This window comes from Polaribacter litorisediminis (genome assembly GCF_019968605.1).
In the GTDB taxonomy this organism is placed as follows: Bacteria; Bacteroidota; Bacteroidia; order Flavobacteriales; family Flavobacteriaceae; genus Polaribacter; species Polaribacter litorisediminis.
The window spans coordinates 891,485-904,530 of the sequence record NZ_CP082966.1 but is presented as its reverse complement, the minus strand read 5'-3'; the positions used below and the strand labels follow the sequence as shown (position 1 = coordinate 904,530).

Genomic DNA, 13,046 nt, shown 5'->3' with positions numbered 1-13,046 from the left:
AAGACAATCAAACAAACATGAAAAAAATAACATTTTTATTTTTAAGTTTATTTTTAACCAGTATTACATTTTCTCAAAATTCTGAGGAGGCAAAATCTTTACTAGATGAAGTGTCAACAAAAATGAGTGCCTATAAAAACATGTATTTAGGTTTTAGTCAAACTTTAAGCAACGAAGACGCAGGTATTTTAGAAGGTGACGAACCACCTATAAGAGGTGAAATTAATTTGCAAGAAGAAAAATACAGTTTAAACTATTTGGGTAATAAATTTATTTTTGATGGTAAAAAATTATATGTTATTAACACTGATGAAAAAGAAATCTCTATTACCGATGGAGATTTAGAAGGTGATGATGGCTTTATTTATCCGTCTAAATTATTAACTTTTTATAAAGAAGGTTATAATTTTGAAATGGGGAAATTACAAAACATGAATGGTAGAAAAATTCAGTTTGTAACTTTAAACCCTATCGATAGCAATTCTGATATTGTAAAAGTAGAATTGGGTATCGATTCAAAAACAAAACATATTTATAAACTGATTCAAACAGGCTCTAATGGATCTAAAACTAGTTTTACTATTACAGCTTTTAAAAGTAATCAGGAATTATCAGAAAACTTTTTTAAGTTTGATAAGCAAAAATATTTAAGTCAAAATTACACCATTGATTAATAATTTCAATTAACAGAAAATTAGTAGCATCTTATTTTTTAAGATGCTACTTTTGCTTTTTATGAAAATTCTAGATAGATACATTTTAAAGAGCTTCTTAGTACCTTTTACAGCTACTTTTCTAATCGTACTTTTTGTTTTAGTAATGCAAGCTTTATGGCAAGCATTCGAAAACATTGCGGGCAAAGGAATTAGTATTATTTTTATTTTAAAATTTTTATATTATACGACCTTAATGATCATTCCGCAAGCACTACCAATTGGTGTTTTGTTATCATCTATTATGGCTTTAGGTAATTTAGGTGAAAATTATGAATTTGCTGCAGCAAAATCTGCCGGAATTTCTTTACAACGTTTAGTAAGACCTATCGCAATTTTAGCAATCGCTTTAAGTGGTCTTAATTTCCTATTTTTAAATAATATTTTCCCATACGCTACATTAAACCAAAAAAATCTATACTTAAATATCAAAAAGAAAAAACCTGCGATGGCTTTAGTTCCTGGCAGTTTTAATGCAGACATTCCTGGATATCAGATTAAATTTGATGAAAAATACGGCGAAGATGAGAATCTTTTAAAAAAAGTTTTAATCTATGATTTAAAAGGAAATCGAGGAAATCAAAAAGTTATTACTGCAAAAAGCGGAAAAATTGTAAGTAAAGAAGGCAGTAGATATATGACCTTTATTTTATATGATGGCAATTATTACGAAGAACATGTAAAATCTGCAAGAACAACACTTAAAAGAAAAAAAATGGCAGCCTCTAGCGCCACTTTTAAAGAGTACGAATTTAATATTGATATTGGCGATGCACTCGATAACGGAAAACTAGATTCTATAAATAATACAGGGAGTCCGATGATGTTTACTTTAAAAGAAATTAAAGACACGATACCTAAATTAAAAAGCAGCTATGATGAGGATTTGCAATTAAAAGCAAAAAATATATTTATCAGTACACAGGCTAAAGAATTATATAAATATCCAGATTCATTAAAAAATAATACACTAGACAGTATTCCGCTAAATAATTTTGAACTACAAGAAAAAATCACAATCTTAAACGCCGCCATTACAAAAACAAGTAGAGTTGTAAGCTCTCTTAAAAACAGCAAAGCTTCTATTAAATGGCATAGAAAAGTCTTAAATTTTTACGATACTGAATATTACAATAGAATGGCATTTTCATTGTCTTGTATTATCTTATTTTTTATTGGCGCTCCTTTGGGTTCCATTATTAGAAAAGGGGGCTTCGGTATGCCTATGATTTTAGCAATTGCGGTGTACGTAATTTATTTTTTCACAAATACCTTTGGTAAAAATTTAGCCGAAGAAAGCTCAATTTCTGCATTTTTAGGTTCTTGGATTTCAGCAATTCTCATGATACCCGTAGCAATCTTACTAACTAGAAGAGCTACAAAAGACAAAGGAATATTTAATATTGATTCTTTTTTACAACCTATTAGCAATTTATTAAAAAAATACTACAAAAAAAGGGATAACCTATGACCACACTAAATCCGCAAAAAACCACACAATTAAACACCATAGAAGAAGCCATTAATGATATTAGAAATGGTAAAGTAATTATTGTGGTAGATGATGAAAATCGTGAAAACGAAGGTGATTTTTTAGCAGCAGCAGAGAAAACAACTCCAGAAATGATCAATTTTATGGCGACACATGGTCGTGGATTAATTTGCGCTCCTTTAACGGAAAAACGTTGTGAAGAATTGCAGTTAGGTATGATGGTCAATAATAATACAGACCCTATGGAAACTGGGTTTACCGTTTCTGTAGATTTACGGGGAAAAGGAGTAACTACGGGTATTTCTGCCTCAGATAGAGCCTTAACGATACAAGCACTCATCCATAAAGATACTAAGCCTTTTGATTTAGCTAGACCTGGACATATTTTTCCTTTAAAAGGAAAAGAAGGTGGTGTTTTACGTAGAACTGGGCACACAGAGGCTGCCATAGATTTTGCCCGTTTGGCGGGTTTACAGCCTGCTGGTGTTATTGTTGAGATTATGAATGAAGATGGAACGATGGCACGTTTACCTCAACTTTTAAAAGTGGCAGATAAATTTAATATTAAAATTGTTTCTATAGAAGACTTGGTTGCTTATAGAATGGAACATGATTCTTTAATTGAAAAGAAAGAAGATTTTGAAATTGAAACTCGTTTTGGAACTTTTAGACTAAGAGCCTATCAACAAACAACCAACGAGCAAGTTCATATTGCGTTAACAAAAGGTTCTTGGACCAATAAAGAAAGTGTTTTTACTCGTATTAATTCTACATTAGTAAATAATGATATTTTAGGAACACTTACCAACAATGCCGACAAGAAACTAGACCAAATGTTTCAGGTGATTAATGACGAAGGAAAAGGTGCTATTTTATTTATCAATCAACAAAATCAGTCTAAAAATCTTTTAAGCAGATTGTCTATCTTAAAGGAGAATCAGAAAAAAGGAGAGTTAAAAGCTCCTGAAATAGGAATGGATCAAAGAGATTTTGGAATTGGAGCACAAATTTTACATGATTTAAATATCAGCAAATTAAAATTAGTAACTAATACCCAACAAACCAAAAGAGTTGGTATGATTGGCTATGGTTTAGAAATTGTTGATTACGTAACATATTAAATTATTTCATAAAGATTTACACTATTTTTAGCCACAGATATAACAAATCTGTGGCTAAAAACTAAGCATATTCAACAAACTAAAATCTCCTCTATGGGTAAATTTCTTAAAAACGAATAAGTTCTCCACTCGCTAACTCAGCAGGTTTTTGATTTTGTTTAAACAATCTTGCCGTATATTTTCCTTTTAAAGTAATTGTATCCCCTAAAACTTCTAACCAAGAGCCTTCGCGCAATCCTAAAACAGGAATGTTATTAAAAACATGAAACTCTTTAATTCTTGTTTCTCTGGTTTCACCTTTATGTGTAGAACCTATAATAGGATCTAAATAATGCGCATTGATATTAAAAGGAATACAGCCTAATGTTGTAAAACTTGGCGGATAAACAATTGGCATATCATTCGTATTCATCATATTAACGCCACAAATATTACTTCCTGCGCTGGTTCCTAAATAAGGTGTTCCTTGCGCTATCACTTTTTTTAACGTTGATAAAACATCATTCTTATATAATTGATTTACCAACTCAAAAGTGTTTCCGCCTCCGGTAAAAATAGCCTCCGCATTTTGTATCGCCTCTTTCGAATTTTTAAATTGATGAATCCCTTTTACATCCATCTGAATTGCGCCGAATGCGTTTTTTACCATTTGTGTATAAGCATCATAAGAAATTCCACTAGGTCTTGCATACGGGATAAAAAGAATCGTTTTTATATCCTTAAAAAAATCTTTTAAGGTTGGCAATAAATATTCTAAATATTCGCTGCCATAAATTGTTGAGGTACTTGCAATAATCATTTTTTTCATACTTCAAAAATAATTCATTTTTATGAAATCTAAATTCTTTAAAACCCGCTAAAATGTGGAATCCTTTTTGATTTAACAAAAGTTTACAATAATCGAATAATTCTCGATTGCGCTCTAACTAACAACAAATAACCTATTAATTAATTGACTTTAAATTATCTAAAGATTAAAATATACAAGTATTTATTTACAGGCATCTAAAAGATATTTATTTTAACATAAGTTTAAATTCCATTTTTTGAGTTTTTAGAATAAAAATTTGTAATTTGTATAAAAAGAATAAAAAGATGTTTAAAAAATTAATCATATTCATATTTCTTTTATCCTTTTCAACCGTTCTTTTTTCTCAAGAAAAAAGAAAATTAATTACGGGAAGGGTTACAGATTCTATTGGCGTAATTAAAAACGCCAACATCATTAACTTTAAAACAAAACAGGGTACTTTTTCTAGTTCAAAAGGCTTGTTTAGAATATTTGTTTCTAAAGGAGATACCTTAAGCGTTTCATCTGTGCAATATGCTCCAAAAAAAATTGTAGTTACAGATACTATTTTAGAGCAAAGAAATATAGATGTCGTTTTAAAATTAGCGATATATACCCTAAAAGAATTCGAGCTAAAAAGACACAATTTAATGGGTAGATTGGGGATTGACACAAAAGATGTCCCTAAAAACAAACAAGATTCATTGTTACGGAAAGTCATGGATTTTTCTAACATCGACTTTAGCATAGAAGATTATGAGTTAGATGCGATTGACAAGGCAAGACCGCCCATCGTAAATACCATGGCGGGTGCTATGCCCATGATTGGTGCCGGAGCCGTTGCAGTAATTCCTTTTAAAGGTTCTGAACGTTTGTGGGCTTTACGTAGAGATTTAGAATATAAGAAAGCGTTTCCTTATAAAATTTTATCAGAATTGGGAGAAAAGTTCTTTTTTGATGAATTAAAAATACCCATTGATCGGTATTTTCATTTTTTAGAATACTGTAATCCTTTAAACATCGAAACGCTACACAAAGAGGATAAACTGTTAGAAGTCATAAAAATATTAAGAACTGAAAGCATCCCTTACCTGAAAATCATAAAAAAAGAGTAATTTGGCTCCATATTTGATTTTAGCAATAATATGAAATTCAATAAAACATTTTTACTACTGGTATTCATTCCACTTTTATCTTTTACTGCTCATAAATATTATTTAAGCTTAACACAGATAAATTACAAGAGTGAAGCAAAATCAATTCAAATTATCATTAATGTTTTTATGGATGATATAGAAACGGCTTTAAATAGCGATTACGCAATTGATTTACAACTCACCACAAAAAAAGAACTAGAAAATAACGACATCTATTTTGAAAAATATTTAAGAGAAAAATTAGATTTTAAAGTAAACGAAATTCCGAAAAAATTTAATTACATTGGCAAAGAATACGATGGTGACCTTGTTTATTTTTACTTAGAAATAGAAAATATTGATGCCGTCAATGACATCAATATTCAAAATAATATCTTGACCAAACATTTTCCGAAACAACAGAATTTAATAAAATCTAAAGTAGGTAAAAAGCACAAGAGTGTTTTATTAACCAAAGATGAAAATTCTGCCAAACTAGCATATCAATAATCACTCATAATTAAATTTAACCATTCATGAAAAAAATCGGATTTTTATTGTTCTCACTTGTTTTTGTTGCAAATTCTTTTGCTCAAATAGCAAAAGAAGGACATACCAACCAAAACAAGTTTAAACAATTAAAGCAAGAGTTACCAACACCAAATGCTGAAAGAACTGCCTCGGGTGCGCCTGGCAAAGATTACACGCAACAAAAGGTAGATTATGTTATAGACATCACTTTAGATGATAATAACACTAAAATTACAGGGTCTGAAACGATAACATATCATAATAATTCAGCCGATGAATTAGCTTATTTATGGGTACAATTAGACCAGAATATGCGAGCGGCAGATTCTAAAACGCCAGATATCTCTACCAACTCAATTCCTGAAAAAATGAGTAAAGGTAGGTTCGAAAGAAGTTTCCCTGAAGAACGTTTCGATGGCGGTTTTAATATTATGAGTGTAACCAACGCCGATGGAAGTAAATTAGCTTATACCATTAATCAAACGATGATGCGTATTGATTTACCAATTCCTTTAGCCTCTGGAGAAACGTTTACCTTTGGTATAGAATGGTGGTATAACATCAACAACCATAGAACTCAAGGAGGTAGATCTGGTTATGAACATTTTACAGAAAACGGAAATAATAATTATGTAATAGCACAATTTTACCCAAGATTGTGTGTGTATGATAATGTAGAAGGATGGCAAAATGATCAATTTTGGGGACGAAGCGAATTTGCTTTAGAATTTGGTGATTTTACTGTAAACATAACAGTTCCGGAAGACCATATGTTAGGAGCCACAGGAGTTTTACAAAATGAAAACGAAGTACTTACCAAAAAAGAGCTTAGCAGACTAGAAAAAGCAAGAAAAACTTTTGACAAACCTGTTATTATTAGAACTCAAAAAGAGGCTGAAAAAATTGAAAAAACCAAAGCGAAAGGCACAAAAACATGGAAATTCTATGCAGAAAACGTAAGAGATTATGCTTTTGCAACGTCTAGAAAATTTATTTGGGATGCGCAGGCTGTAGATATTAATGGTAGAACGGTTATGGCTTATTCCTTATATTCTAAAGAGGCAAACCCTTTGTATGGAGATCATTCTACGAGATCTGTTGTACAAACTTTAAAGACCTATTCTAAATATACGTTTGATTACCCTTATCACAAAGCAATTTCTGTAGATGGACAAATGGGTATGGAATATCCACAAATATGTTTTAATCCAGGAAGACCAGATTTACCCGATGGAGGATATTCTGATAGACAAAAATACAGAACAATAGGAGTTACAATTCACGAAGTTGGTCATAACTTTTTTCCGATGATCGTAAACTCGGATGAAAGACAATGGACTTGGATGGATGAAGGTTTAAACTCATACGTACAAATGTTAGCTATGATGGAATATGAAGAAGGATATCCATTAAGAAGAGGTTTACCAAAAAACATTGTAGGTTATATGAGTGGTGATCAATCTAAAATTGCACCTATCATGTCTAAAGGAGATAATGTACATAGTTTTGGAAATAATGCTTATGGTAAACCAGCAACTGCCTTATGGATTTTAAGAGAAACTATTATGGGTCATGAATTATTTGATCATGCTTTTAGAACCTATTCGCAAAGATGGATGTTTAAACACCCTACTCCTGCAGATTTCTTTAGAACGATGGAAGACGCGTCTGGGATAGATTTAGATTGGTTTTGGAGAGGTTGGTTTTACACGACAGATGTTACTGACATTGGTATAAAAGGTGTTAAGAAATTTCAAACAAAGACCGTGGGAGATTCCGTAGAATTTATTGAAGACACTTCTGAAGGATTAGGTTTTGCCAAGAAAAATGAAAACTCTAAATATCATTATGAAATTACTTATAACAAACCAGGAGGTTTAGTGATGCCAATTATTGTAGAATTTAAATATAAAGATGGCACTAAAGAAAAGAAAACATATCCTGCACAAATTTGGAGATACAATGATAAAGAGGTTACCAAAGTATTTTCCTCATCAAAAGAAATAGAAAGTATGATGATAGATCCAGATTTAGAAACAGCAGATGTAGATACTTCAAATAATAGCTTTCCGCAAGAAACAGCAAATAAATTTGATAAATTTAAAAAGAAAATAAAAGGTTAAATTTTATTCAAAATAGGTAAAAAAGGCAATATGTATCGATATCGCCTTTTTTTATGATAAAGGTTTGTTAAAGTTTTAAAATTCTTTAATCATTTACATTCTTATAACTAATTTTATATCAATTAAATCAAATTAAAAACAAATGAGAAAAATTTCTTTATTAGTATTTTCTTTATTTTTTGTGGCAACAGCGAGTTTTGCCCAAGAAACAAAAGAAAAAAAGAAAACACAACAAGGTCACACAGATCAAAACAAATTCAGACAAATGAAAGATGTTTTGGCTACACCTAACGATCAACGCACTGCTTCTGGTGCACCAGGTCATCAATATACGCAACAAAAAGTTGATTATGTGATGGACATTCGTTTAGAAGAAAGTACCAACAAAATTTATGGTGATGAAAAAATTACATACCACAACAATTCTAAAGATTATTTAGAATATTTGTGGGTTCAGTTAGACCAAAACATGAGAGCAGATGATTCAAAAACGCCATTAATATCATCTAATGCTGCTGCTGCTTTCATTACTCCAGATAGCTTTAAAAGCTCATACATGAATGAGTCTAAAGGATTTGGCTTTAATATAGAAGCTGTAGAAACAGATGGCAAGCCTTTATCGCATTTTATCAACAGTACAATGATGCGTATTAACTTGTCTAAACCACTTGCTCCAGGCGAAACATTTAACTTTAGAATTAAATGGAATTACAAAATAAATGACATCAACAAAGATGGTGGTCGTTCTGGATTAGAATCTTTTCCTGATGGAAATAACAACTATACGATTGCTCAATTTTTTCCAAGATTGGCAGTGTATGATAATGTAGAAGGTTGGCAAAATATGCAGTTCTGGGGACGTAGTGAATTTGCTTTAGAATTCGGAGACTATGAGGTAAATTTAACCGTACCTGCAGATCATATTGTAGAAGCAACTGGTACTTTGCAAAATGAAAAAGATGTTTTATCAAAAAAACAACGGAACCGTTTAGAACAAGCTAGAAAATCTTTTGACAAGCCTGTTATTATTGTAACGCAAGAAGAAGCTGAAAAAGCTGAAAAAGGGCGTTCTACAAAAACAAAAACTTGGAAATTTAAAGCAGAAAGAGTTCGTGATTTTGCTTTTGCATCCTCAAGAAAATACATTTGGGATGCCATGGCTACAAATATTAACGGAAAAACGGTCATGGCAATTTCTTTATATCCAAAAGAAGGAAATCCTTTATGGGAAGAGCACTCAACAATGGCAGTAGCTACTACACTTGTAGAGTACTCTAAAATAACATTTGATTACCCATATCCAAAAGCAGTTTCTGTACATTCTGAAAGACAAGGAATGGAGTATCCTATGATTTGTTTCAACTTTGGTAGACCAAATCCTGATGGAACGTATTCTGATAGAACTAAAAAAGGAATGCTAGGTGTAATCATTCACGAAGTTGGGCACAACTTTTTTCCTATGATTGTAAATTCTGATGAAAGACAATGGACTTGGATGGATGAAGGTTTAAACTCTTTTGTAGAAATTTTAGCAGAAGAAGTATATGATCCAGAATTATTTGCATCAAATCCAGCAAAAAATATTACACGTTATATGGGTGGAGATCAATCTAACATCTCTCCTATCATGTCTCAAGGAGATTACGTAAAACAATTTGGACCAAATGCTTATTCTAAACCAGCTGCTGGTTTATATATGCTAAGAAAAACAATTATGGGCCCAGAATTATTTGATCATGCATTTAGAACCTATTCTCAAAGATGGATGTTTAAACACCCAACACCTGCTGATTTCTTTAGATCTATGGAAGATGCTTCCGGTATGGATTTAGACTGGTTCTGGAGAGGTTGGTTTTATACAACTGATGTAACAGATATCGGTATTAAAGAAGTAAAACCTTTATATTTAACGGATAAGCCTAATGAAAGAGTAACGAAGTTAAAAGAGCAATACAAACAATATTTTGATGGTTTAGGTGATTTAGTATACATTACTGATAAGAAAGAAGATGCTAATCCTAAAGCTATGGATACATATGCTGACGGTAAGGAAGTACCAAGTTATATTTATTCTGTTGAGTTTGAAAAACCAGGAGGTTTAGTAATGCCTTTAATTGTTGAATTAACGTATGCAGATGGTACCACTGAAAAACAAACGTTTCCTGCACAAATTTGGATGAAAGATGATACTTCTGTAAAAAGAGTGTTCGCTTCTACTCAAGAAATTACAAGTATTAAAGTAGATCCAGATATGGAAACTGCTGATGTAGACATCTCTAATAATAGCTGGCCAAAACCAGAAACTGACAAATTCGATAAGTTTAAAGAAAAAGTAAAACAATAAGTCATTTTATTTTACAACCTTATTAAATAAAAAGCCTCACAACTTGTGAGGCTTTTTTATGATCCATAATAAAGGAATAAAAATAAATTTGTTTAACTTCGGTTTGGATTCAATAGTAAAATGAATTCCATATAATTTTAAAGAAAATTTAATATCAAAAATAAAATATTACCATGAAAAAAATAGTACACAAACTCATCATACTATCGATAAGTTCAATTATTTTAATCTCCTGTAAAGACAAAGAAGTGAAAAACAACACAGAACCTAAAAAAGAAAATATCCTATCCAAAATAGAAACAAAGTATAACCCAAGCGACGGTTGGGAATTAACTTGGTCTGATGAATTTGATGCTGAAGCAATCAATGAGAATAATTGGACCGCTCAAGTGTTAAAGGCAGGACATTTTAATGATGAATGGCAGCGTTATACGAGCTCCAATGAAAATGCGTATATCGAAAACAATTGTTTGGTCATTAAAGCAATGCATAAAAGTGATGTGCATGGCATGGATCAATATACCTCTGCAAGAATGCATACGGGAAATAAACAATCTTTTAAATACGGAAAAATATCAGCTCGCATAAAACTTCCAGAAGGCAAAGGTATTTGGCCTGCTTTTTGGATGCTTGGCGCTAATATAAACGAAATTGGTGGTGATACTCCTTGGCCAAAATCAGGAGAGATTGATATTTTAGAATTATATGGCTCTAAGGATGATGGTATGATCGAAGCGAATATTCATTTCGCAGATTCTAATAATAAACATGCACAAATGGGAGCTGTTCCCTTTAAACTTAAAGAAGGTAAATTTGCAGATAATTTTCATGTTTTTGAGTTGGAGTGGGACTCGGAAAAAATGACTTGGTTTGTGGACGGAAAACAATTTGCTTCAACCTCCATTACAGCAGATCACTTATCGGAATTTCATAAAGAGTTTTACATCCTTTTAAATCTTGCTGTTGGTGGCACCTATGCTGGCCGTCCTGACAAAACAACTAAATTCCCGCAATATATGTTTGTGGACTGGGTGCGAGTTTACAAAAAGAAATAACATTATTCTCTCTTTTCATTATGCATAAAAGCGAATAAACTAGTCATCATTTTGGCATGTTTTGCTTACGAGATATTTTTAGCTTTGAAATTTAGAAAAAAAACCCGAAAATAAATCAATTCATACATCAATAAAAAAGCATCCCAAATAGGATGCTTTTTTAACCAATACTTTGGCGGTATATTTTTAAGAATTCCAAAAAGTTCTTTGTTTGTTTAGTTCTTCTTCCTCTTTCTGTAATTCCTCTAAATCTTCAACAGACAAAACTTTCAAGAAAGAAGGGTGTTGTTCTATCGCATATTCGATTTTGGTAACAATATCAGCAATCTCATCATTTTCGTAATCAATATCTAAAGGTTCTTTAATTACCATAGACTGTAAGACATTTTTTCGTTTAATCCGAAGACCTTTTTTATCAAAAGAACGTCGAAAACCATCAATAACAATGGGTACAACAATGGGCTTATAGGTTTTTATAATATGTGCCGTTCCTCTTCGAATCGGTTTAAATGGTGTTGTGGTTCCTTGCGGAAATGTAATTACCCAACCATCTTCTATAGCTTTCCCAATATTCGAAATGTCAGTATTTTTCACCTGTCTCTTTACATCTTTACCTTCACTTCTCCAAGTTCGATCTATAGAAACCGACCCTGCATAGGCAAATATTTTTGGCAATAAACCCGCACGCATCGTTTCTCCTGCAGCCACAAAATAAAAATTCAACTTGGGCTGCCATATATAGCCAATATTTTTAATAGTATCATCTCTACCTTTCAAAGCAGCATTAAAAACATGAAACATCGCAGCCACATCCGCAAAATAAGTTTGATGATTAGAAATGAACAATACTTTTCTATCTGGTAAATCTCTTAATATTTGTGATCCTTCGATCTGAAGTTGATTAAAATTACGATACCTGCCATGAGATACCACTCCGAAAAAACGAATAATCCACTTTTTTATAAATAAGTAATGTCCAAAAGGGTTCCTTTTAAATAAGGGCATTTTTACTAAATTTAATTGACAACAAACAAAACTACAAAACAATTTAGTAACATACTATTTTAAGAGTTCTTTAATTTCGGAAAGCATCATACCTGTTGCCCCCCAAATAATGTGATTATCAATTTTAAAACAAGGAACTTCCGAATTTTCCATGTATGACGTGCTTACATTCACACTAGTAATATTCTTTTCATTCAACAAATCACTTACTAAAACTTCAATAATGGTAGCTACTTCATGGTTTAAAATAAATTGAGGTTTTTTATCAACAAACCCTAAAAAAGGAGTTGCTAAAAAATTACTAGGCGGAATGTACACATCGGTTAGTTCTCTTATAACGGCAATAGTTGATGGCACTACGCCTACTTCCTCAAACGTTTCTCTTAAAGCTGTTTCTTGCAAATTAAGGTCCCTTTTTTCCGTTTTTCCACCGGGAAAACTAATTTGTGCAGAATGTGTACCCTTATAAATTGCTCTTTGTGTTAAAAGTAGCGTTGTTTCATTTTTTATATTTGGATATAATAACGCTAAAACAGCGGCTCTCCTTGGATTATTTGCTATTATTTTGTCTTTATTATATCGTAAACGAAGTTGAGGAGCCATTCTAAATTGCGCTTCTAAACCACCTAATTTCATTTGCTGTAAATCTTCAATTTTTTTTGTGAAGTCTTTAAAATTCATTTTGAATAGTTACTTTTAACAAACTTATAATTTTCTATACCAAAATAAATATTTT

The 13,046-nt window shown here is 31.6% G+C and carries 11 protein-coding genes; 8 read left to right on the top strand and 3 right to left on the bottom strand.

Features of this window, described 5'->3' with window-relative positions:
* The first annotated feature begins 17 nt into the window (after window positions 1–17).
* From lolA1 to ribB, 3 genes are all read left to right on the top strand, one after another.
* Complete coding sequence (lolA1, locus tag K8354_RS03935; RefSeq protein WP_223445534.1) at window positions 18–674, top strand: outer membrane lipoprotein periplasmic chaperone LolA1; 657 nt, start codon at window positions 18–20, stop codon at window positions 672–674.
* 61 nt (window positions 675–735) lie between these two features.
* Window positions 736–2,184 (top strand): LptF/LptG family permease, encoded by a 1,449-nt coding sequence (locus K8354_RS03930; protein WP_223445532.1) that lies wholly within the window; start codon window positions 736–738, stop codon window positions 2,182–2,184.
* Complete coding sequence (gene ribB, locus K8354_RS03925) at window positions 2,181–3,326, top strand: 3,4-dihydroxy-2-butanone-4-phosphate synthase (protein ID WP_223445530.1); 1,146 nt, start codon at window positions 2,181–2,183, stop codon at window positions 3,324–3,326. The genes K8354_RS03930 and ribB overlap by 4 nt, the downstream gene beginning before the upstream one ends.
* Window positions 3,327–3,432: 106 nt before the next feature.
* Here ribB and pepE read toward each other — a convergent pair whose 3' ends face one another.
* Complete coding sequence (gene pepE / locus K8354_RS03920; protein ID WP_223445528.1) at window positions 3,433–4,134, bottom strand: dipeptidase PepE; 702 nt, start codon at window positions 4,132–4,134, stop codon at window positions 3,433–3,435.
* A gap of 287 nt (window positions 4,135–4,421) precedes the next feature.
* Between pepE and K8354_RS03915 the strand changes: the two genes are divergently transcribed.
* The 5 genes from K8354_RS03915 (at window position 4,422) to K8354_RS03895 (ending at window position 11,305) form a co-directional block, all read left to right on the top strand.
* A complete protein-coding gene (locus K8354_RS03915) occupies window positions 4,422–5,231 on the top strand; it encodes a carboxypeptidase-like regulatory domain-containing protein (RefSeq protein WP_223445526.1) in 810 nt (269 codons plus the stop codon).
* Between the two features lie 30 nt (window positions 5,232–5,261).
* Window positions 5,262–5,762: a DUF6702 family protein gene (locus tag K8354_RS03910; protein WP_223445524.1), complete on the top strand. Its 501-nt coding sequence runs from the start codon at window positions 5,262–5,264 to the stop codon at window positions 5,760–5,762.
* Between the two features lie 26 nt (window positions 5,763–5,788).
* The gene (locus K8354_RS03905; protein ID WP_223445522.1) at window positions 5,789–7,906 is read left to right on the top strand and encodes a M1 family metallopeptidase; all 2,118 of its coding nucleotides are present in this window, start codon (window positions 5,789–5,791) and stop codon (window positions 7,904–7,906) included.
* A 142-nt stretch (window positions 7,907–8,048) separates the two neighbouring features.
* On the top strand, window positions 8,049–10,250 hold the full coding sequence (locus K8354_RS03900) for a M1 family metallopeptidase (RefSeq protein ID WP_223445520.1): 2,202 nt from the start codon (window positions 8,049–8,051) through the stop codon (window positions 10,248–10,250).
* A 173-nt stretch (window positions 10,251–10,423) separates the two neighbouring features.
* Window positions 10,424–11,305: a glycoside hydrolase family 16 protein gene (locus K8354_RS03895; RefSeq protein WP_223445518.1), complete on the top strand. Its 882-nt coding sequence runs from the start codon at window positions 10,424–10,426 to the stop codon at window positions 11,303–11,305.
* Between the two features lie 186 nt (window positions 11,306–11,491).
* On the opposite strand, the gene K8354_RS03890 is transcribed toward K8354_RS03895, so the two are convergent.
* Together K8354_RS03890 and K8354_RS03885 are read right to left on the bottom strand one after the other, a co-directional pair.
* The gene (locus K8354_RS03890; protein WP_223445516.1) at window positions 11,492–12,310 is read right to left on the bottom strand and encodes a lysophospholipid acyltransferase family protein; all 819 of its coding nucleotides are present in this window, start codon (window positions 12,308–12,310) and stop codon (window positions 11,492–11,494) included.
* A gap of 54 nt (window positions 12,311–12,364) precedes the next feature.
* Entirely contained in the window at window positions 12,365–12,991 is a 627-nt protein-coding gene (locus tag K8354_RS03885; protein ID WP_223445515.1) for an NUDIX hydrolase, read from the bottom strand.
* Between the last annotated feature and the right edge of the window lie 55 nt (window positions 12,992–13,046).